Source organism: Blastococcus sp. TF02A-30 (assembly GCF_003319185.1).
Classification (GTDB): Bacteria; Actinomycetota; Actinomycetes; order Mycobacteriales; family Geodermatophilaceae; genus Blastococcus.
This window is the reverse complement of record NZ_QOHJ01000001.1, coordinates 63391-83819: the sequence shown is the minus strand read 5'-3', so window position 1 is coordinate 83819 and position 20429 is coordinate 63391. Positions and strand designations below refer to the sequence as shown.

The 20429-nt window shown below is 76.0% G+C and carries 20 protein-coding genes, 1 pseudogene and 1 riboswitch; of the genes and pseudogenes, 10 read left to right on the top strand and 11 right to left on the bottom strand.

Annotated features, from left to right (window positions below; all coding sequences use genetic code 11):
* The first annotated feature begins 316 nt into the window (after nt 1-316).
* Together DQ241_RS00385 and DQ241_RS20980 are read left to right on the top strand one after the other, a co-directional pair.
* Entirely contained in the window at nt 317-2131 is a 1815-nt protein-coding gene (locus tag DQ241_RS00385; protein WP_113828051.1) for a gamma-glutamyltransferase family protein, read from the top strand.
* Nucleotides 2026-3417: pseudogene (locus tag DQ241_RS20980) on the top strand (PAS domain-containing protein); the annotation flags it as partial. The gene DQ241_RS00385 and the pseudogene DQ241_RS20980, both read left to right, overlap by 106 nt.
* Here DQ241_RS20980 and DQ241_RS20975 read toward each other — a convergent pair.
* Nucleotides 3381-3596 carry a hypothetical protein gene (locus DQ241_RS20975; protein ID WP_233492107.1) on the bottom strand — a complete coding sequence of 72 codons (216 nt, stop codon included), beginning with the start codon at nt 3594-3596 and terminating at the stop codon, nt 3381-3383. The pseudogene DQ241_RS20980 and the gene DQ241_RS20975 overlap by 37 nt on opposite strands.
* Nucleotides 3597-3883: 287 nt before the next feature.
* Here DQ241_RS20975 and DQ241_RS20970 point away from each other — a divergent pair, with 287 nt between their 5' ends.
* Nucleotides 3884-4837, top strand: a complete 954-nt coding sequence (locus DQ241_RS20970) for a PP2C family protein-serine/threonine phosphatase (RefSeq protein WP_233492106.1) — start codon at nt 3884-3886, stop codon at nt 4835-4837.
* A gap of 18 nt (nt 4838-4855) precedes the next feature.
* Here the strand turns inward: DQ241_RS20970 and DQ241_RS00375 are convergent, their stop codons facing one another.
* The 5 genes from DQ241_RS00375 to DQ241_RS00355 all read right to left on the bottom strand — a co-directional run bounded on the left by DQ241_RS00375 (nt 4856) and on the right by DQ241_RS00355 (nt 9702).
* Complete coding sequence (locus DQ241_RS00375; protein ID WP_233492105.1) at nt 4856-5212, bottom strand: ATP-binding protein; 357 nt, start codon at nt 5210-5212, stop codon at nt 4856-4858.
* A 173-nt stretch (nt 5213-5385) separates the two neighbouring features.
* Complete coding sequence (locus tag DQ241_RS00370) at nt 5386-6141, bottom strand: energy-coupling factor transporter transmembrane protein EcfT (protein WP_113828047.1); 756 nt, start codon at nt 6139-6141, stop codon at nt 5386-5388.
* Nucleotides 6138-7535: an ABC transporter ATP-binding protein gene (locus DQ241_RS00365; RefSeq protein WP_233492104.1), complete on the bottom strand. Its 1398-nt coding sequence runs from the start codon at nt 7533-7535 to the stop codon at nt 6138-6140. Before DQ241_RS00365 ends, DQ241_RS00370 begins: the two co-directional genes overlap by 4 nt.
* 44 nt (nt 7536-7579) lie before the next feature.
* Nucleotides 7580-8200, bottom strand: a complete 621-nt coding sequence (locus DQ241_RS00360) for an ECF transporter S component (RefSeq protein ID WP_113828045.1) — start codon at nt 8198-8200, stop codon at nt 7580-7582.
* Nucleotides 8198-8301, bottom strand: a riboswitch (TPP riboswitch). It overlaps the preceding gene by 3 nt.
* Before the next feature lie 105 nt (nt 8302-8406).
* The gene (locus DQ241_RS00355; protein WP_113828043.1) at nt 8407-9702 is read right to left on the bottom strand and encodes an Nramp family divalent metal transporter; all 1296 of its coding nucleotides are present in this window, start codon (nt 9700-9702) and stop codon (nt 8407-8409) included.
* A 178-nt stretch (nt 9703-9880) separates the two neighbouring features.
* Here DQ241_RS00355 and DQ241_RS00350 point away from each other — a divergent pair, with 178 nt between their 5' ends.
* A complete protein-coding gene (locus DQ241_RS00350; protein WP_113828041.1) occupies nt 9881-10678 on the top strand; it encodes an SDR family oxidoreductase in 798 nt (265 codons plus the stop codon).
* A 33-nt stretch (nt 10679-10711) separates the two neighbouring features.
* Entirely contained in the window at nt 10712-11296 is a 585-nt protein-coding gene (locus tag DQ241_RS00345) for a GNAT family N-acetyltransferase (protein ID WP_233492103.1), read from the top strand.
* Here the strand turns inward: DQ241_RS00345 and DQ241_RS00340 are convergent.
* The 3 genes from DQ241_RS00340 to DQ241_RS00330 all read right to left on the bottom strand — a co-directional run bounded on the left by DQ241_RS00340 (nt 11280) and on the right by DQ241_RS00330 (nt 13517).
* Nucleotides 11280-11723, bottom strand: a complete 444-nt coding sequence (locus DQ241_RS00340) for a rhodanese-like domain-containing protein (RefSeq protein WP_199583941.1) — start codon at nt 11721-11723, stop codon at nt 11280-11282. The two genes, DQ241_RS00345 and DQ241_RS00340, sit on opposite strands and share 17 nt — an antisense overlap.
* 78 nt (nt 11724-11801) lie before the next feature.
* A complete protein-coding gene (locus DQ241_RS00335) occupies nt 11802-12494 on the bottom strand; it encodes an alpha/beta fold hydrolase (RefSeq protein WP_113828039.1) in 693 nt (230 codons plus the stop codon).
* Nucleotides 12495-13517, bottom strand: coding sequence for an NADP-dependent oxidoreductase (locus DQ241_RS00330; protein WP_113828861.1), 1023 nt, complete (start codon nt 13515-13517; stop codon nt 12495-12497).
* Between the two features lie 64 nt (nt 13518-13581).
* Between DQ241_RS00330 and DQ241_RS00325 the strand changes: the two genes are divergently transcribed.
* Nucleotides 13582-14697 carry a class I SAM-dependent methyltransferase gene (locus tag DQ241_RS00325; protein ID WP_113828860.1) on the top strand — a complete coding sequence of 372 codons (1116 nt, stop codon included), beginning with the start codon at nt 13582-13584 and terminating at the stop codon, nt 14695-14697.
* Between the two features lie 6 nt (nt 14698-14703).
* On the opposite strand, the gene DQ241_RS00320 is transcribed toward DQ241_RS00325, so the two are convergent.
* The gene (locus DQ241_RS00320; protein WP_113828037.1) at nt 14704-15198 is read right to left on the bottom strand and encodes a phosphoribosyltransferase; all 495 of its coding nucleotides are present in this window, start codon (nt 15196-15198) and stop codon (nt 14704-14706) included.
* Between the two features lie 219 nt (nt 15199-15417).
* Here DQ241_RS00320 and DQ241_RS00315 point away from each other — a divergent pair, with 219 nt between their 5' ends.
* The 4 genes from DQ241_RS00315 (at nt 15418) to DQ241_RS00300 (ending at nt 18560) form a co-directional block, all read left to right on the top strand.
* Nucleotides 15418-16062 carry a DUF5701 family protein gene (locus DQ241_RS00315; protein WP_113828035.1) on the top strand — a complete coding sequence of 215 codons (645 nt, stop codon included), beginning with the start codon at nt 15418-15420 and terminating at the stop codon, nt 16060-16062.
* 100 nt (nt 16063-16162) lie between these two features.
* A complete protein-coding gene (locus DQ241_RS00310) occupies nt 16163-17140 on the top strand; it encodes a sensor histidine kinase (RefSeq protein WP_158545841.1) in 978 nt (325 codons plus the stop codon).
* A 68-nt stretch (nt 17141-17208) separates the two neighbouring features.
* Nucleotides 17209-18051 carry an SDR family oxidoreductase gene (locus DQ241_RS00305; RefSeq protein WP_113828030.1) on the top strand — a complete coding sequence of 281 codons (843 nt, stop codon included), beginning with the start codon at nt 17209-17211 and terminating at the stop codon, nt 18049-18051.
* The gene (locus tag DQ241_RS00300; protein ID WP_113828028.1) at nt 18048-18560 is read left to right on the top strand and encodes a MarR family winged helix-turn-helix transcriptional regulator; all 513 of its coding nucleotides are present in this window, start codon (nt 18048-18050) and stop codon (nt 18558-18560) included. The genes DQ241_RS00305 and DQ241_RS00300 overlap by 4 nt, the downstream gene beginning before the upstream one ends.
* Before the next feature lie 12 nt (nt 18561-18572).
* Here DQ241_RS00300 and DQ241_RS00295 read toward each other — a convergent pair whose 3' ends face one another.
* Nucleotides 18573-20396 (bottom strand): sensor domain-containing diguanylate cyclase, encoded by a 1824-nt coding sequence (locus DQ241_RS00295; protein WP_113828026.1) that lies wholly within the window; start codon nt 20394-20396, stop codon nt 18573-18575.
* Nucleotides 20397-20429 lie beyond the last annotated feature (33 nt).

The following is a 20429-nucleotide window of genomic DNA, read 5'->3' as shown; positions in this document are numbered from 1 at the left end:
CGCACGGCGAGAACCTGACCTGGCGCGTTGCTGCCCCCGCGCCCCGGCCCTCGCGCCGGGAGGCGCTGCGGGAGCTCACCCGGCGCGCCGCCCTCTGGGGTGCCGGACCCGCCGGCGAGCACCTCGCCTGGGGCCGTCCCCGCCCGGCCGCGGTCCGCGTCGTCGACCCGCCCGTGGTGCTGCACGAGATGCCCAGCACCCCCCGGATCCAGCACGCGGCTCCTTCCCCCGCCGCGTCGCTCCGCGGCCCCGGTGCAGGGCCCCGCCGCGAGCCTGCGAGCGGTGGGGGGCACCGGGGTCCTTCTACGGTGGCCGCGTGTTCACCACCCGCCCCGAGCTCGCCGGCACGTTCGGCATGGTCGCCAGCACCCACTGGCTGGCCACAGCCGCCGGCATGGCTGTCCTGGAGGCAGGGGGCAACGCGTTCGACGCCGCCGTCGCCACCGGCTTCGCCCTCCAGGTCGTCGAGCCGCACCTCAACGGTCCCGGCGGCGAGGTCCCGGTCCTCTTCGCCCGCGGGAGCGGGTCGGAGCAGGGACGGCCCGTCCTCCTCTCCGGCCAGGGGGTCGCCCCTGCCGGTGCGACGATCGAGGCCTTCGAGCAGCTCGACCTCGAGCTGGTCCCCGGAACGGGCCTCCTCGCCGCCACCGTGCCCGGCGCCGTCGGCGCCTGGCTGACGCTCCTGCGCGACCACGGCACCCAGCCGCTGGACGCCGTCCTCCGCTTCGCCCTCGAGTACGCCGAGACCGGTCACCCGCTCCATCCCCGGGTGACCGCGACCGTCGCCTCGGTCTCCGAGCACTTCCGCACGCACTGGCCGACCTCGGCCGCCACCTGGCTCACCTCCGACGGTGCTCCTCCGGACGCCGGCAGCCTCTTCCGCAACCCCGTTCTGGCCTCGACCTACCGCCGACTGCTCGACGCAGCGCGCGGACCCTCCCGGGAGGCCCAGCTCGACGCGGCACTGGCTGCCTGGTCAGAAGGATTCGTCGCCGAGGCGATCGACAGGTTCTGCCGGTACCCGGTGAGAGACGACTCCGGTCGCGACCACCCCGGGTTTCTGACCGGCGAGGACCTGGCCGGCTGGCGACCGTCGTACGAGCCGCCGGTCACGGTCGACTGGCACGGGTGGACGCTCGCGAAGGCCGGGCCGTGGTCCCAGGGACCGGCTCTGCTCCAGGCGCTGACGATGCTGGACGACGTCGACGGCACCGGGCTCCGCGGCCGGTCCGCCTCCGCCGTCCCCGACGCCGACGTGATCCACGCCGGCGTCGAGGCGGTGAAGCTGGCGATGGCCGACCGGGAGGCCTGGTACGGGGACGTGGACAGCGTGCCGGTGGACGAGCTCCTCTCGTCCGCGTACGCCGCCGAACGGCGGGCGCTCATCGGGAGCCGGGCCAGCACCGAGCTGCGGCCCGGCTCCCCGGGCGGGCGCCCGCCCCGGCTCCCCGCCTTCGTCACCCGCACCTCGGCCGGTGAGCACCCCTCCCGGGCCACGCTCGCCGGGGTCGGCGAGCCCACCGTCGACACGCGCGGCACCACCCGCGGCGACACCTGTCACCTCGACGTCGTCGACCGCTGGGGCAACCTCGTCTCCGCCACCCCGTCCGGTGGATGGCTGCAGAGCTCGCCGGTCGTCCCCGAGCTCGGCTTCCCGCTCGGCACGCGCGCCCAGATGTTCTGGCTCGAGCGCGGGCTGCCCAACTCGCTGGCCCCCGGGAAGCGGCCGCGCACCACGCTGGCCCCTTCGCTGGCGCTGCGCGGCGGCGAGGCGGTCCTGGCCTTCGGCACCCCGGGCGGCGACCAGCAGGAGCAGTGGCAGCTGTGCTTCTGGCTGGCCCACACCCTCGGCGGGCTGGACCTCCAGGCGGCCATCGACGCGCCGGCCTGGCACACCACGAGCTTCCCGTCGTCGTTCTACCCGCGGGAGATGGCGCCCGGCGAGGTCGTCGTCGAGTCGCGGGTGGGCGAGGCGACGGTGGCCGAGCTGCGGCGTCGCGGGCACGCCGTCGTCGTCGCCGATCCGTGGTCGCTGGGCCGGCTCTCCGCGGTCTCCCGCGACCCGGGGACCGGTGTCCTCCGCGCTGCGGCCAACCCACGGGGGATGCAGGGCTACGCCGCGGGCAGGTAGCCGGGGCGGTGGGCCGCCGTCGGGCGCGCGCGGCGGCCAGGGAGAATGGTCCCCGCGTGAAGCCGTCGCGCCTGCACGACGCCTGCCGGGAGGGAGCTCGCGTGACCAGCAGCGATCCGGCTCCCGCCCCGCTCAGGGGCCTGGACGGGGACGGCGGCGGGCCCGCGGGTGAGCGGATCGCCGCCGTGCGCAGGCTCGAGGCCACCGCGCTCGGCTCGCAGCCGCTCCAGCGGCTGACCGGTCTGGCCGCGCGGCTCCTCTCCGCCCAGGCGGCGCAGATCTCGCTGTTCGGTGACCGCGAGCTGGTGCTCAGCGGAACCGGTCTCCCGGCGGGCACGCTCGGCATCCAGGTGCCGCTCGGCGAGTCGCTCTGCGCGGTCACCGCCGCCGCCGCCCCGGAGGCGGTCGTCGTGCCCGACGCCCGCGCCGACGGACGGGTCGCGGACCTGCCGCCGGTGGCGACCGGCGTGGTGGGCGCCTACCTCGGCATCCCGCTCACCGTCTCCGACGGCCAGGCCGTCGGGGCGCTGTCGGTCATGGAGCCGGAGCCACGGGCCTGGACCGACGCCGACGTCGCGCTGCTGCGCCAGCTGGCCGACTCCGCGGCCACCGAGCTGGAGCTCGCTGCCCAGGCCCGGGAGCTGGAGGCCAGCCGGTTGGCCTCCGAGCTGGCGATCGACGCCGCGGGCATCGGCAGCTTCGACTGGGACCTCACGGTCGGCCGGTTGGTGTGGGACGACCGGCTGAAGAGCCTGTTCGGCTTCGCGCCCGACGGCTTCGACGAGACGGTCACGGCCTTCGCCGGTCGCATCCACCCCGACGACCGCGACCGCACCCTCGAGGCGCTGCAGACGGCCATCGAGTCGGTGGGCGAGTACGACGCCGAGTTCCGCGTGGTGCTGCCGACGGGCGAGACGCGCTGGATCCACGGCCGCGGGCGGGCGCTGGCCGATGACCGCGGGACGGCGGTCCGGCTGGTGGGTGCCGGGTACGACACGACCCGGCTGCGCCAGGAGGACGCCCGCGTCTCACGCGTGCTGGAGGCGATGAACGCAGCGTTCTTCGCCCTGTCCCCCGACTGGCGGTTCACCTACGTCAACGCCGAGGCCGAGCGCGTCCTGGAGCGCACCCGGGACGAGCTCCTCGGTGGCGACATCTGGGAGCTCTTCCCGCTCGCCGTGGGCAGCGACTTCGAGGTGCACTACCGGAGCGCTGCGGAGACCGGCGAGGAGCGGGTCTTCCAGGCCTACTACGGCGCGCCGCTGGACGCCTGGTACGAGGTCCGGGCCTGGCCCAGCCCCGACGGGCTCTCGGTGTACTTCCTCGACATCACCGAGCGGCGGGCGACCGAGGAGCGTGCCCGCCGCAGCGCCGCGCGGCTGCGGCTCATCGCCGAGGTCACCGGCGCCATGTCGGAACGGCTCTCCAGCGGGGACGGCGAGGAGGGCGCGCTGCAGCGCGTCACCGAGGCCCTGGTCCCGCTGATCGGCGACTGGGTGATCGCCAGCCTGGTCGACGAGGACGGCCGGATGCGCGACGTCGCGAGCTGGCACGGCGAGCCGGGGCTGCGGCCGGTGGTGGCCCGCTACGCCGCCCTGCGCCTGCAGTCGCTCAAGCCCGACGCCCCCGTGCTCCGGTCGCTGGCCTCCGGCCAGCTGCGCGAGGTGGCCGACGTGCCGGCCGCCGTGGGGCACACGCTCCCGCCCGGTGAGGTCAGCGACGCGTTCTGGCAGCTGGCCCCCCCGGTCGGCGGTGACGCTGCCGCTGTCCGCCCGCGGCCGGACGCTCGGCGCGCTCAGCGTCTACCGCTCCGCCGACCGCGAGCAGGCCGACCCGGACGACGTCGCCACGGTCCGCGACATCGCCGACCGGGTGGCGCTGGCCCTGGACAACTCCCGCCTCTACGAGCAGCAGCGCCGGCTGGCCGAGGGCCTGCAGCGCAGCATGCTGACCGAGCCGCCCGAACCGGACCACGCGGAGATCGTGGTGCGGTACCTGCCGGCCGTGCAGGTGGCCGAGGTCGGCGGCGACTGGTACGACGCGTTCCTCCAGCCCAGCGGCGCGACAGTGCTGGTCATCGGCGACGTCGTCGGCCACGACACCGCGGCTGCGGCCGCCATGGGCCAGCTGCGCGGCATGCTGCGGGGCATCGGCTACCGCGACGGGATCGGCCCCGCGGCGATCCTGGCCGAGCTCGACGCCGCCATCGAGGGTCTCGGGATGGGCACGATGGCCACCGGCGCCATCGCCCGCATCGAGCAGACCCCCGAGGAACGCGCGCAGGGCCTGACCCGGCTGCGCTGGTCCAACGCCGGCCACCCGCCCCCGCTGCTGCTGCACGAGGACGGGCGGATCGAGGAGCTGGCCACCGAGCGGGCCGAGCTGATGCTGGGCGTCGACTCGGCGGCCCGGCGCACGGAGTCCGTGGTCACGGTGCGGCGCGGGGCGACGCTGCTGCTGTACACCGACGGGCTGGTCGAGGGCCGGGACCTGCCCCTGGACGAGGGCATCGCGCGGCTGCGCACGGCCGTGGCCGAGCTCGCCGCGCGCCCGCTGGCGGTGCTCTGCGACGAGGTCATCGAGCGGCTGCGACCCGAGGGGCTGCAGGACGACGTCGCGCTGGTGGCCATCCGGCTGCACCCCGAGGACCGCCCCCGGCCGCGCGAGGCCGGACCGCAGAAGCTGCCGCCGGCCGTCGCGCCCTGACCGGCCGACCGCGGCGGATCAGCCGCGGGGCAGCAGCGCCCAGACGTGCTTGGCGCCGTCGCTCACGTACCAGCCGTGCCCGGTGGCGAGCTCGGCGATGAGGTAGAGGCCGAGGCCGCCCTCGCTGGGGTCCCGGTCGACCGCCGGGGTGGGCGGCCGGTGGGCCGCGGCGTCGGCCACCTCGATGAGGAAGCCGGCCGCAGTGGTCCGCACGGCCGCCTCGACGTGCCCGCCGCCGTGGCGCAGCGCGTTGGACGCCATCTCGTCCAGGGCCAGGACCAGCTGGTCGAGCGCGTCGCGCCCGGCCTCGCCGGCCGGGATCGCACGGCGCACCTCGGCGCGGACCGCGGGCAGCTCGGCGACCTCGTGGAGCACCCAGTGCAGGAAGGGGGTGGCGGCGGGAGGGGAGGCCGATGGCCAGGCCGAAGCCGCGCCCTGCCCTGTCACGTCCGACCCCTCGCAATCCCCGGCCCGGCGTGCAGCTGACGGGCCAAACAACTACGTATGGGTCGCTGGCCCCGGCCGCAAACACGATGTGCTGTGGATCACTAGGAGAACACCGGCTCCCACGTGCCGGTCGCGACGGACAGCGCCAGCGCGGCGGCGCAGACCGCGACCGCACCGGCCAGGTACGCGGCGTCGCGACGGCGCAGCACGGACCCTCTGGCGTTGGTGCGGGCGATCCCCGAGTCGAAGCCGCGGGCGTCCATGGCCGCGGCCAGGCGGGTGCCGCGGCGGACGGCGGCGACCAGCAGCGCGAACGCCGTCCCGGCGAACAACCGGCCCTGCGCGACCGGGTTCCGGCCCGGTTCGACGCCGCGCGCCCGCCGGGCCAGCCGGATCGTCTGCCACTCGGCGGCCAGCAGCGGCACCAGCCGCAGCGCGGCGAGCGTGCCGAACGCGAACCGGGTGGGAACCCGCCAGTGCAGCGTCAGGGCATCGGCCAGCCGGACCGGGTCGGTGGAGGCGACCAGCAGCACCCCCGGCAGCGCGAGGGCGAGCACCCGGACGGCGAGCGCGACCCCCGACGCCCAGCCGGCGTCGCCGAAGAGCACGTTGACCCAGGCCACCCCCGCCGCGCCGAGCAGCAGCGGCCAGGTGCGCGCGAGCACGGTGCGCGGCGTGGTCAGCCCGGCAGCCGGCAGCAGGCAGACCTCGGCGGCCAGCACGACCAGCGGGGTGAGCAGGTCGCCGCTCACCAGCAGCACGGGCAGCACGACGGCGATCGCGCCGAGCTGGGCGACCGGGTTGATGGCCGAGAGCGGCACCGGGCGCACCGGGCCGAGCGAGAGCGGCAGGGTCATGCGGGCACCGGCGTCGGCTGCAGGGCCAGCTCGTCGTCGGCCAGGGCGCGCACGACGGCGGCGTCGTGGGTGACGAGCACCAGCGCCCGGCCGTCCCGCTGCTGCTCGGCGAGCAGCGCGACCAGCTCCCCCCACGTGTCGCGGTCCTGCCCGAACGTCGGCTCGTCGAGGACCAGGACCGCCGGATCGGTGGCCAGCGCGGTGGCGACCGACAACCGGCGCTGCTGGCCGCCGGACAGCGTGAACGGGTTGGCCTCGGCGAGCGCGGCCAGCCCCAGGCGCTCCATGAGCTCCTCGGCCCGCCGGTGCGCGGCGTCGTCGCCGGCACCGCTGCGCAGCGGTCCGAGGGCCAGCTCGTCGCGGACCCGGCCGGTGAGGAACTGGTGCTCCGGGTGCTGGAAGACGGTGCCGATCCGCCGGACCAGCTCGTCGGCCCGCCAGCGGTGCGGGGGCCGGTCGGGACGGCGCAGGCCGGCGGTGAGCGCCGGGGCCGCGGCGATCCGGCCGGTCGTGGGCGGGCGCAGCCCGGCGAGCAGCAGCGCCAGCGTGGACTTGCCCGTGCCGTTCGGGCCCGTGACCGCCAGGGTGCGCCCGGCCGGCACCGCGACGTCGGTCGCGGCCAGCGCGGGCTGCTCGGCGCCCCGGTGGGTGTACCCGGCCGCCTCCGCGCGCAGCAGCACCGCACCGGCCGGTCGCGGCGTGCGCACCGGCAGCCGCAGCGGGGCGGGACGCCAGCCGGGCCCGTGCTCGACGGCGCCGCCCTCGGGGCGGAGCTCGACGACCCGGTCGACCAGCGGCAGCCACGCCTCCGCGTCGTGGTCGACGACGAGCAGCGTCGTGTCGCGGGCCCCCGTCGCCCGGGCGACCGCCTCGCGCACGAGCACGGCGCCGTCGGGGTCCAGCTGCGCGGTCGGCTCGTCGAGCAGCAGCAGGCCGGGCCGCGGAGCCAGCGCCCCGGCCAGCACCAGCCGCTGCTTCTGCCCGCCCGAGAGCGCCGCGGTGGCCCGGTCGCGGCCGTAGGGGAAGCCGACCTCCGCGAGCACGCTCTCGACCGCGGGCCAGATCCGCTCCGGTCGCACGCCGGCGTTCTCCAGCCCGAAGGCGACGTCGTCCCCGGCGCGGGTCATCACCAGCTGCGCGTCGGGATCCTGGAAGACGACCCCGGTGCGGGCCCGCGCCTCCGCGGGGGCGCGGCCGTCGACGGTGATCTCCCCCGTCTGCTCGCCCTCGTCGGGGCCGAGCAGCCCGGCCAGCGCGTGCAGCAGCGTGGACTTGCCCGCGCCGGAGGGACCGGTGAGCAGCACTCGCTCGCCGGGGTCGACGCGCAGGTCGACGTCGCGGGCAGCCCAGGCGTGCCGGCTGGGGTAGCGGAAGCCCCAGCCGGTCAGCCGCACCCCGGCCGGTGTGCGGCCGGGAGCGGCGGGACCGGCGGCCGTCGTCAGGCCCGGGTGCGGCCGGACGCGAACGCCGAGAGCGCGCCGCTGGCGGCCAGCGAGCGGGTCAGGGCCATCGCGCCGGCGCCGGCGATCACCATGGTGCTGAGGGCGACCAGGGCGACGTAGGAGGTCTTCCAGCCCGCGGTCCAGTCCGGGTAGTAGTTGACCAGGTCGAGGACCGCGGCCATGAGGCCCGCGCACAGCGCCGACAGCAGGGCCTGCGGCCAGCCGTAGCGGCGGTAGCCGAAGGCGGCGTAGCCCAGCTCGCCGGCCGCGCCCTGCAGCAGCCCGTAGACGATGGTCAGCGTCCCCCAGGCCGAGCCCAGCAGCGCGGAGACGATCCCGGCGACCAGCTCGGCGAACAGACCGGCGCCGGCCTTGCGGACGATGAGCGGGGCGAGCACCGCGGGCAGCAGCCAGACGCCGTACATGACGGCCTGCGCGGGCGGGAAGGCGCTGAACGGGGCGTCGAGGGCGGCCCACAGCAGCCCCCAGGCCCAGAAGACGACGCCGAAGGCGACGCCGAGGACGGCGGTGACGACGATGTCGACGGTGCGCCAGCGGCGGCTGCCCGGCTGGGCCGCGGAACCGGACGACGACGGACGGACGGCCTGCTCGGCCATGGTGTTCCTCCAGACTCCCTGCGCCGGCATGACCCGGATCAGGTTCGAGGGTCTGCGGAGATCCGCACTCTCAGCGCCGAAGCGCTCCCCTGCTGTGAATGTGTGTGTTCAGTTGTGCTGCGACGGCCACCCTATCCCGAGCTCTCGGTACCGAAAGCTCGGGTCTTCCACTCAGCTTTGGGTACCGAAAGCTCGGTGGGCGCTCGTCAGAGGACGAAGCCGAGGATCAGGTGGGCGTTGAGGCCGGTGATCAGCGCGGCCACCACGGCGCCGGCGACGGTCGTGACCCGCCGGTTCACCCACCCGCCCATGAGGTCGCGCCGGCTGGTCAGCCAGAGCAGCGGCACCAGCGCGAACGGGATGCCGAACGAGAGCACCACCTGAGACCAGACCAGCGCCGTCGTCGGGTCGCCGCCGAGCACGAGGACGGCGAGCGCGGGGGCCAGCGTGATCAGCCGCCGCGCCAGCACGGGGATGTGCCGCTTGAGGAACCCGGCCATCACCACCTGACCGGCGTGGGTCCCGACCGACGACGACGCGAACCCCGAGGCCAGCAGCGCGACGGCGAAGGCCAGCGCCGCGCCGGCCCCGAGCTGGTCGCCGAGCCCGGCGTGCACGCCCTCGAGGGAGTCGACGTCGTCCCGGCCGGTGAACAGCTGCGCGGCGATGACCAGCATCGCGGCGTTGACCAGCCCGGCCAGCCCCATGGCCAGCAGCACGTCGAGCCGCTGCGCGCGCAGCAGCCGGCCGCGCCCCTCGCGGGTGCGGCCGGCGGTGACGACGTCGCCGTAGCGGCCCGGCGTCAGGGCGGAGTGCACGTAGATGACGTGCGGCATGACCGTCGCCCCGAGGATGCCGGTGGCCAGCACCAGGCTCTCCGAGCCGGAGAACGAGGGCACCATGCCGCCGGCCAGCCCGGCCGGGTCCACGCCCGCGCCCAGCAGCGTGTAGCCGAACCCGAGGCCGATGACCAGCAGCAGCCCGGAGATCACCCGCTCGAACGGCCGGAACCCGCGCGACTGGGCGGCCAGCAGGACGAAGGCGACGACGGCGGTGATCAGCCCGCCGATCGGCAGCGGGACGCCGAACAGCAGGTTGAGCGCGACCGCGCCGCCGACGATCTCGGCCAGGTCGGTGGCGATGGCCACCGCCTCGGCCTGCAGCCACAGCCCCCAGGTGACCGGCCGGGGCAGCTGGTCGCGGCAGTTCGTGGCCAGGTCGCGGCCGGTGGCCAGGCCGAGCTTCGCGGTGAGCGACTGGATGAGCATCGCCATGAGGTTGGCCGCGACGATCACCCACAGCAGCGTGTAGCCGAAGGCGGCGCCGCCGGAGAAGTTGGTGGCGAAGTTGCCCGGGTCCACGTAGGCCACCGCGGCGACGAACGCCGGGCCGAGCAGCGGCCAGATGCGACGGCGGCCGGACGGCGGCGGAACCGGCGTGCGGCGGGGCGCGCCGACCAGCGTGGTGGGGAGGACGGCGGCCTCGGTCTTCGACAGGTACACGGCGGCCTCTTCGCGGGGGAGGGTCGGGCGGTCGCTCCTGTCCTGCCCCCGCCGGGCGGCACGCCGGGGCCGACCCGTGGCCCCCCGGGGCCAAGGTCAGCCTTGCCTCTCCCGCCGGGTTCGGGCCGGGCGTCGCGGGGAAGGAGACGCGCTGTTCCCGCAACGTCCTGGAGGCCCCGTGTCCGAGTCCACCCGCCCGCTCGCCCTCGTCACCGGTGCCTCCAGCGGCATCGGCTTCGAGCTGGCCAAGCAGTTCGCCGAACACGGCTACGACCTGATCGTCGCCGCGGAGGACGTCGAGCTCGACGACGCCACCGCGCACCTGCGCACCTACGGCGGCAACGTCGCCCCGGTGAGCGTCGACCTGACCAAGCGGGCCGACGTCGAGCGGCTGGTCGCTGCCTACCGCGGTTCGGGCCGGTCGCTGGACGCCGCCGCGCTCAACGCCGGCGTCGGCGTCGCCGGCCGGTTCGCCGAGACCGATCTCGACGCCGAGCTGGGCATGGTCGAGCTCAACTGCGCCTCCACCGTCCACCTGGCCAAGCGCGTCGTGCAGGACATGGTCGCCCGCGGCGAGGGGCGGATCCTGTTCACCTCGTCGGTCGCCTCGCAGGCGCCCGAGCCGTTCCAGGCGGTGTACTCCGCCACCAAGGCGTTCGTGCAGTTCCTCGCCCTCGGCATCCGCGAGGAGCTGACCGGCACCGGCGTCACGGTGACCGCGCTGCTGCCCGGGCCCACCGACACCGAGTTCTTCGACCGGGCCGACGCCACGGACACCAAGCTCGGCGCCTCGGACAGCAAGGACGACCCGGCCCAGGTGGCGAAGCAGGGCTTCGAGGGGCTGATGAAGGGCGAGGCGTCGGTCTTCGCCGGCTCGGTCACCAGCAAGCTCATGGGCAAGCTGTCGGCGATCCTGCCCGACTCGATCGCCGGCAAGAGCCACAAGCCGATGACCCGGCCGGGTTCGGCCGAGTAGCCCGCGCGCCGGGGGTGCGGGAACGATCGGGGCGTGACCGCACCCCCGCCGTTCGAGCCCCTGGAGCCCTTCGAGCTGCGCGCCGGCCCGGTGCTGCTGCGGCCGTGGCGGGAGGACGACGTCGACGAGGTGTGGGCGGCGTTTCAGGACCCCGACATCCGGCTGTGGAACGGCGGCGGGGTCTCCTCGCGCACCGATGCGCTGGTCCTGCTCGGCCGGCGGCTGGACTGGACCAGCGGCGACCACGCCTCCTGGGCCGTGGTCGAGCCCGCGGACGACGCCGTCCTGGGCTCGGTGTCCCTGCACTCGATCGACCGGATCCAGGGCGACGCCGAGGTCGGCTACTGGACGGCGCCGGCCGCGCGGGGGCGTGGGCTGGCGGCGGTCGCCGTCGACGCCGTCTGCCGCTGGGCGTTCGAGGCGCTGCCGATCGACCGGGTGGAGCTCTGCCACGGCGTGGAGAACACCGCGTCCGGCCGGGTGGCCGAGAAGGCGGGGTTCACGCGGGAGGGCCGGCTGCGCCGCTCCTACCGGTACGGGGACGGCGTCAAGCACGACGAGCTGCTCTGGGCCCGGCTGGGCTCCGACCCCGCGCCGGAGCTCAGCAGCCGCAGCTGATCCCCACCGGCGCGGTGAGCGGGTCGGCCGGGCGGGCAGTGACGCCGTCGGCGGTCGCGACGGGCAGGCCCTCGCGGGCCCAGTACTCGAACCCGCCGATCATCTCGCGCACCCGGAAGCCGAGCAGGGCCAGCGCGAGCGCGGCCCGGGTGGCGCCGTTGCAGCCCGGCCCCCAGCAGTAGGTGACGACCGGGACGGACCGGTCCAGCTCGCCCTCGGCCCGCGCGGCGAGCTCCCGGCCGGGCAGGTGCACCGCACCCGGCACGTGGCCCTGCGCCCACGCCTCCGGGCTCCGGCTGTCGAGCAGCACGAAGCCCGCCTCCCCGGAGTCGAGCGCGGCAGCGACGTCGCTGACGTCGGTCTCGACGGCGAGCCGCCGGGCGAAGTGGGTGGCGGCGTCGGCAGGTGCGGTCGTCCAGTCGATCACGCCGGGAACGCTAGGGACGGTCGCGTCCGCCCACCACGGCCTCCGCGGACGACGACCGCAGGGAAGCTGCCGAACGCCTCAGGCGGCCAGCGGGACGGCGAGACCCTCCGTGCCGCCGGCCCGCAGCGCCGCGGCGACGTCCGGCCGCAGCGGTGCGAACCCCGCCCCGGCCAGGACGACGTCGCGGGCGAAGGCGTGCCAGGCGTGCGCGCGGCGGACCATGCTGTGCCCACCGGCCACGGTGAACCGGGCCACCGGCACCCCGGCCCGGCGCGCCCGGACGGCGAAGTGCGCCGACAGCGTCGAGGGCACCCAGCGGTCGCCGCGCCCGTGGAGGATCGCGACGGTCCGGTCGCGCAGGTGCTCGACCGGCTCACCGGGCGGCGTCCACGGCGCCAGCGCGCAGACGGCGGTCACCGCGGCGGCGCCCCCGGCCCGCAGCACCGCCCGGCCACCCATCGAGTGCCCCACCAGCACGACCGGCACGTCGCCGTGCTCCTCGGCGATCCGCTCCAGCGCCCAGCGGGTGTCGGCGAAGGCGTCGGCGGCGTCCCCGTTCCAACCGGCCAGCCGGTACCGGAGCAGGCAGGTGGTCAGCCCGCGGTCGGCGCCGGCGGCGGCGACGAACTGCTCGACGGCGCGCATGCGCACCAGCGAGAGCGCCCGCTCGCGGGGCGGCTCCAGACCGGCCGCCGCGCCCCCGTGGCAGAAGAGCGCGACGGCCCGCGTCGTCCCCTCGGCCCACCGGACCTCCAGGCGTGGCTCGGCCACTCAGCCCTCGTCGTCGGCGAGCCGGACGACCATCTTGCCGGTGTTCCCGCCGCGCAGGAGGTCCAGGAAGGCGGGCACCGCCTGGTCCAGGCCCTCGCGCACGGTCTCCCGGACGACCAGCTCGCCGGAGGTGACCAGCCGCGTCACCTCCCGCTCGAACTCCTCCCGCAGGTCGACGTGGTCGCCCACGATGAAGCCGCGGAGGCTGAGCTGCTTGGTGACGAGCATGAACATGTTGCGCGGGCCGGGCTGCGGCTCGACGGCGTTGTAGCCGGAGATCGCCCCGCACAGCGCCGCCCGGCCGTGCTCGCGGAAGGCGCCGATCGCCGCCTCAAGGTGCTCGCCGCCGACGTTGTCGAAGAAGACGTCGATGCCGTCGGGTGCCGCGGCGCGCAGCTGCCCGGCCACCGGCCCGTCGTGGTAGTCGAACGCGGCGGTGAAGCCGACGTCGTCGAGCAGCCAGCGCACCTTCTCCGGTGTCCCGGCGCTGCCGATCACGGCCGAGGCCCCGTTGAGGCGGGCGAACTGGCCGACCAGGCTGCCCACCGCGCCCGCGGCGCCGGAGACGAACACCGCGTCGCCCGCGCGGAACCCCGCCAGCCGGAACAGCCCGACCCAGGCGGTCAGCCCCGGCATGCCGAGCACCCCGAGGTGGTAGCTCGGCGGGATCCCGGGGAGGTCGGGCAGCACCCGCACGGACCGGCTGTCGAGGACGGCGACGTCCCGCCAGGCGGCGTCGGCCAGCACCAGCGCGCCCTCGGGGACGGCGGGGGAGCGGGAGGCGACGACCCGGCCGACGGCACCGCCCTTCATCGTCTCGCCGACCTCCCACGCGGCGGCGTAGCTCTTGCCGGCGTTCATCCGCCCGCGCATGTACGGGTCCACCGACATGGCCAGCATGCGGACGACCACCTGCCCCTCGGCCGGATCGGGGCGCTCGAGCTCCACGAGCCGGAAGTCGTCGGGGGTCGGCTCGCCGTGCGGGCGGGCCGCCAGCTGCCATTCGCGCGTGGTCAGGGGCACCCGGCCGATCCTGCCCGCGGAGCGCGCCGGCTGCCTCACCGAGGGGGTGGGGCACAGTGGTGCCGTGTCCGCACCCCTGTTCGACCTGCTGCGGCGGGCCCCCGACGTCGAGGCGCCCGACCTGGTCGCCGTTGACGCCACCGACCGCCTGCTGCTCGACGAGGCGGCGGCCGCGCTGGCGGTGTGCGATCCCGGCCAGGTGGTGGTCGTCGACGACTCGTACGGCGCGCTGACCCTCGGGGCGGTGGCGCTGCACGGCGCCGTCGACGTCCGGGTGCACCAGGACCTGCTGGTCGGCGAGCAGGCGCTCGCCGCCAACGCCGAGCACGCGGGCCTGACCGGCAGCTACCGGAGCCTGCCGCTGGACGCGGCCCTGGCCGACGGGGCCAGGGTGGTGCTGGTCAAGGCGCCCAAGGCGCTCGACGCGCTGCGCGAGATCGCGGAGGTCGTCGCCGCCGGCGCGGCGCCGGACGTCACCGTGCTCGTCGGCGGGCGGGTCAAGCACATGACGCACGCGATGAACGACGTCCTGCGCGACTCGTTCGACGACGTCTCCGCGACGCTGGCCCGGCAGAAGTCGCGGGTGCTGGTCGCCCGCGGCCCGCGGCCCGGCCGCTCGTCGTTCCCGAAGGAGCACCGGCACGCCGACCTCGACCTGGTCGTCCGCGCGCACGGCGCCGCGTTCGCCGGCACGAAGGTCGACGTCGGCACCCGGGCGCTGCTGCGCTCGCTGGACGGGATGGCGCCGGGCGCGGTCACGGCGCTCGACCTGGGCTGCGGCACCGGGGTCCTCGCCGTCGCGCTGGCGCGGAGTCGGCCGGAGCTCACCGTGCTGGCCGCGGACCAGTCCGCGGCGGCGGTCGCCTCGGCGGCAGCCACCGCCGAGGCCAACGGCGTGCGGGTGCGGGTGATCCGGGACGACGCAGCCGCGACCGTCCCGGACGCGAGTGTCGACCTCGTCGTCTGCAACCCGCCGTTCCACGTGGGGGCCGCCGTGGTGACCACGGTCGCCGACCGGCTGTTCGCCGCGGCCGGGCGCGTGCTGCGCCCCGGCGGCGAGCTGTGGACGGTCTACAACTCCGCGCTGCGCTACAAGCCGACCCTGTCGCGGGTGGTCGGCCCCACGGAGGTCGCCGACCAGGACCCCAAGTTCACGGTGACGGTGTCGACCCGGCGCTGAGCGGCGTCAGTGACCGGGTGAGCCGGAGCGGGAGCGGACCGGCGGCAGCGTCGACCACGGGAAGTCGATCCACCGGTCGGTCTCGCGCCAGACGTAGTCGCACCGGACCAGCGACTGCGGCTTCTGGTAGATCACCGCGGTCCGAACCTCCGCGACGTAGCCGGCGCAGAAGTTCCGCACCAGCTCCAGCGTCTTGCCGGTGTCGGCCACGTCGTCGGCCACCAGCACGTTCGCGCCGGTCAGGTCGACGACGTCGAGCGTCGGCGGCAGCACCACCGGCAGCTCGAGGCGCTCGTCGACCCCCGTGTAGAACTCCACGTTCATCACGAACAGGTTCTTGACGTCGAGCGCGTAGCCCAGCGCCCCGCCGAGGAACAGCCCACCGCGGGCGATCGACAGGATCAGGTCCGGTTCGAACCCGTCGTCGGCGACCTGGTGGGCGAGCTCGCGGCTCGCGGTGCCGAACAGCTCGTAGGTCAACGTCTCGCGGGCGGCGCTCACGGAGCCGATCGTCGCAGCTGCGCGACCCGCGCGGGTGCCGGGCGCGTGGCGGCGACGTGTCCTGCCGATGTCCTCGACCGGTTCGCCGTCAGGGGGCGACTCCGCGTGGGTTGACTGGCTAAACTCTGCCGCCGGTGGCCAGGGGGATCCGGAGGTGGCTGCCGATCGTCGCCGGTCCCGGTGGCAGCGCTGCGCCGGGACCCGTACGAGAGGGGTCCGATGACCGCGACGCCCGCGGCCACCGAGGCGACCGAGGCCCAGCTCGAGTTCGACCGGCAGGTCGACGCCCTCGCGCTCGCCGGACTGCCGGAGCACCTAGACATCGCCGACCGCTGCTTCCGCGCCATGCTGGAGCCGCTGCGCGACCAGCTGCCGCCGTGGCGGCCGGGCGGCATCCCGTTCGTCGTCGTCGTCCCCGACCTCCCGGTCGCCTCGGTGCTCGAGGCGGTGCACACGGTCGACGGCTGCGGGTCCACGAGCCTGGACGGCGGTGAGCTGGCCGCCTTCCGGCCGCTGCCGGAGCTCGACCTGCCGGCGGGCCCGTACCTGCTGCTCGACGTGGACACCGGGGCCGGCGCTCTCGGCGTCCCGCCGGGGGAGGCGCTCCGGGAGATCACCGGCGGCGGGCGGACCCCGCTCACCATCGCCGAGGGGCTGTCGCTGCTGGCCACCGAGCCGGGTCTGCTGGGCTCGGGCAACGGCTTCGCGCTGGCCGGCTCGCGGGCAGGCGACGACCGGACGCCGGCCGTCTGGGTCCGGGCGGACCGGCCGCACCTGGGGTGGGTGCACGGCGGGGAGTCCCGCCCCCGGTTGGGCACCGCCTCCTGCGCCGGGCGGCTCGGCGAGCCGCCGGTGGGTCGGTGACCCGGACGGGTGCCCCGGCCGCGCATGATCAAGTTGAATGTCTGACAATGTCGAACCGGACGGCCGCGCACCTGGTGGCCCAGCACGCAGCGGGGGACCGGTGACCGGAGCGACCGCGGACCGCCCTGCGGCGGCTCCCGTCGGCAGCCCGCACGGGCACGCCGCCGCGGTGGTGGGATCCGACGCCGAGGTGCTGGCCACCGCCGTCCCGTTCCTCGAGGAGGGGCTGCGCGAGGGCGACACGATCGCCCTGACCTGCCGCCCCGAGACCGCCGCGCTGCTGGCCGCGGCCATGGGCGAGCGGCTGCGGGAGGTGCCCAACGACCCCGGGCTCAGCCTGCTCGGCAACCGGGCGCCGGACGCGCTGGGGGTCTGCGGCCGCTACCTCGAGCGGGCCGCGGGCAGCGCGACCGGCCGGCTGCGCGTCTTCTCCTCGGTGGACTTCGGCGACGACCCGCTCGACTGGCGGGAGGGGCAGCGCTTCGAGTCGGTGTTCAACCGGATGATGGGCACCGCCCCCGTGACGGCCATCTGCGCGTACGACCGGCGCTACCTGCCCGCGCCCGTGGTGGAGAGCGCGGCGGCCACCCACCCGGTGCTGGTCACCGGCACCGGGTGGCAGCCCAGCCCCGGCTTCCAGGACCCGGCGGTCTACGTCCCCGCGCTGCCCCACCCGCGGGAGCCGGTGGAGGACGCCGCCCCCCTGCTGGTCGTCGACGCGGCGCGCACCCTGCCCGGCCTGCGGCACGCGATCGGGGACGTCCTCGCCCGGGTGGTCCCCGATCGCGACCAGCGGGAGGACGTGCACCTGGGCGCGAGCGAGATCGCGGCCAACGCCTTCCGGCACGGCGCTCCGCCGATCTCGGCACGGGTGTGGGCCGACGGCGGCACCCTCGTCGTCGCGATCAGCGACCGCGGCGGGTTCGGCGACCCGTTCTCCGGCTTCCTGCCGGCGCACGGCCCCGACCTCGGCCGCGGCGGGATGGGGCTGTGGCTGGCCCGGAAGCTCTACGACCACGTCGACCTGCTCCGCGGACCCGACGGGCTCACCGTGCGGCTCAGCACCCGGCTGCGCTGACCCGTGCCGCGCCCGCGCCACCTGGCGGTCCTTGACCCCCTCGATGCCTCACTGGTGAAGTACTCCTCGTGATCGTGGTGACCGGCGCGGGCGGGCAGACCGGCCTGGCCGTCGTCCGGGCCCTGCGCGCCCGCGGCGAGCAGGTCCGCGCGGTGGTGAACCGCCGCGGGCCACGGCCGGAGCTGACCGACCTCGGCGCCGAGGTGGTGGTCGGGGAGCTGACCCAGCCGATGCCGTGGTCGGGCCTGCTCTCCGGCGCCGACGCGCTGTACCTCATCTGGCCCAACTTCGACCCGGACGAGGCCGAGGGCGCCCCCGCGATCTTCGCCGAGGCGCGGCGGGCCGGGGTGGGCCGGGTCGTCTACCACTCGGTGCTGCGCCCGCAGGCCCGCGTCATGCCGCACCACGCGGCCAAGGACCTCGCCCAGGAGGCGCTGGACACCTCCGGCGTGCCCTGGCGGGTGCTGCAGCCGTGCGCCTACGCGCAGAACTTCGATGCCCAGTTCGCCGAGGCGGTCCGCACCGGGGTGCTCCGGTCGTACTGGGGCCTCACCCAGGCGCAGTCCCTGGTCGACCTCGCCGACGTGGCCGAGGCCGCCGCCGTCCTCCTCACCGAGGACGGGCTGGACGGCGGCACCTTCGAGGCGGCCGGTCCCGAGCCGCTCACCGCGCCGCGCATCGCCGAGCTGATGGGTGAGCGCCTGGGCCGGGAGGTGGTCGCCGACGACGTCATCCCCGCCGGCGAGCAGCCCACGGCCTACGCGGCCCGGTGCCGCCGGACCATGTTCGACCACTACCGCTACCACGGGTTCGTGGGCAGCCCGCGCGTCCTGACGGCGCTGCTCGGACGCCCTCCGCGCACCTTCGCCGAGCACCTGACCACCCTCGACGTGCCCGGGGAGCAGGGGTGACCGACGCCGAGGACGCCGTCGACCTGATCCTCGAGCAGTGGGCCCGGGAGCGGCCCGACCTCGACTGCTCCCCGATGGGCGTCATCGGCCGCATCACCCAGCTCCAGCGCGAGGTCTTCCTCGCCCAGCGGGCCACGTTCGCCCGCTACGGGCTGGATGCGCCGTCCTTCGACGTGCTCGCCGCCCTGCGCCGGGCCGGGGCGCCGTACCAGCTCACGCCGACGGCGCTGATGCGCACCGCGCTGGTCACCTCGGGGGCCATCACCCAGCGGCTGGACCGGCTGGAGGAGAAGGGCCTGATCACCCGGGAGCGCAGCGAGGCCGACGGGCGGGCCGTCGTCGTCACGCTGACCGACGCCGGCCGGGAGGCGCTCGACGCCGCCCTGCCCGACCACCTCGACACCGAGCGGAAGCTGCTCGACGGGCTGGCCGACGACGAGCGCGAGCAGCTGGCCACCTTGCTGCGCCGGGTGCTGGTCGGCCTCGGGCGCACGCCGCAGCGCCCCTGAGGGCGCCCGCGGTCAGGAGGAGGCGACCAGCGCGCGGGAGTCCTTGCCGCCGCGCTTGGCGGCGTACATCGCGGTGTCGGCCCGGTGCAGGAGCCGGTCGGCGGTGTCACCCGGGGCCCCGAGCGCGCCGCCGATGCTCGCGGTGACCGACACGGTGGTGCCGCTCAGCTCCATGGGGGCGCGCAGCGAGGTGAGCAGCCGGTCGGCGACCTCGCGCAGCCGCTCGCCGTCGGCGGAGGTGAGCAGCACGGCGAACTCGTCGCCGCCGAGCCGGGCGACGACGTCCTCGGCGCGCACGTCGGCCGACAGCCGGGCGGCGACGGTGACCAGCAGCTCGTCCCCGGCGGCGTGGCCGAGGCTGTCGTTGACGGACTTGAAGTCGTCGACGTCGACGAAGAGGACGGCCGGGGGTGCCCCCGCGTCCAGGGCGGCGGCCGCGGCGGCCAGCTGCTCGTTGAACGCGGTCCGGTTGAGCAGCCCGGTCAGCGGGTCGGTGGTGGCCTGCCGGCGCAGCTCCTCCTCGAACAGCTTGCGGTCGGTGACCTCGCGCAGGTTGACCACCCAGCCGGAGATGCCGGCGTCGTCGACCTTGCCGCTGATCCGCATCTCCACCCACCGGGCACCGCCCGAGCTGTGCTGGACGCGGATGTCGGTGTCGGCGAACCCGCCGGAGGAGGCGTCGCCGGCGGCGGCGACGACGGCGCGCAGACGGGCCTGGTCGCGCGGGTCGGCCAGCTCGATGGCGTCGCAGCCCACGTAGTCGGCCGACGGCCGGCCCAGCAGCGACTGCACGGCCGGGCTCATGTAGGCGACGGTGCCGTCGGCGTCGACGATCGCGATGACGTCGGCCGCGTTCTCCAGCAGCAGCTGCAGGCGGGCCTCGCTGGTCTGCAGCGCGGCCCGGGTGCGCTCCCGCTCGCGGTTCAGGGTGGCCAGCCGCCACAGGGCCATGCCGGTGAGCAGCGCGCTGCCCCCGCCCAGGACGTAGCCGACGCCGCCCTGCCCGGCGCCGTAGAGGACCAGCAGCGCGGGGCTGACGAGCAGGGCGGCGCCCAGGCCGAGGACCCGCGAGGCCGCGGCGTCCGGCTCCGACTCGGGCCGCCGGCCCATGGCGGCGACGTGCGGGTGGCGCGCGGCCAGGACCAGCGCCGCGACGGCGAGCAGCGGGAGGGGGTCGAGCAGCAGCGACTCGCGCAGCGTCGTGTCGGCGACCATGCGACCGCCGTAGCCGACGACGGTGAGCGCGGCGGCGGCGAACAGCGCCATCGTGCTGACCGACCGCGCGGCCCGGGACATGGCCAGGGGCACGCACACCATGAGCAGCACGGCGGTGAGCAGCGGGGTGCCGATGCCCATCTCGACGAGATCGGGCGAGAGGCCGCCGTGTTCCCCGCCGCGCACCGCGAGCAGCGCCAGGCCCGCGGCGAGCAGCAGGGTGACGGTGTCGCTCGCCGACGCCCAGCCGCGGCGGCGGCCGTTGCGGACGACGCCGAGCGCGCCCACCACCATCGCGGCGTAGGCGGCGACGTCGAACGCGGACTCCGCGACCCCGGCCGGACCCGTCGCGACCCCGGCCAGCTCGACGACCTCGGCTACGCAGCTCAGCGCGAAGAACACCAGCCCCGCGCCGAGACCGCGCCACGCGACGACGAGCGGCGTCCGGTGCTGCCTCAACGCCACGCGGACGGCCAGGAGGCCGAGGGCGAAGAGGACCAGCTCCGCGGCGGGGCGCCACGGGCCCAGGGGGACCGCCGTGACGACGACCGCGACCAGCACCACGACCAGCGCCGCGTGCGACCAGGCGGCACGGGCGGTCGGTGCGGGAGGAGTGCTCACGCCCCCCCATCGACACGGCGATGGCGGACCTTG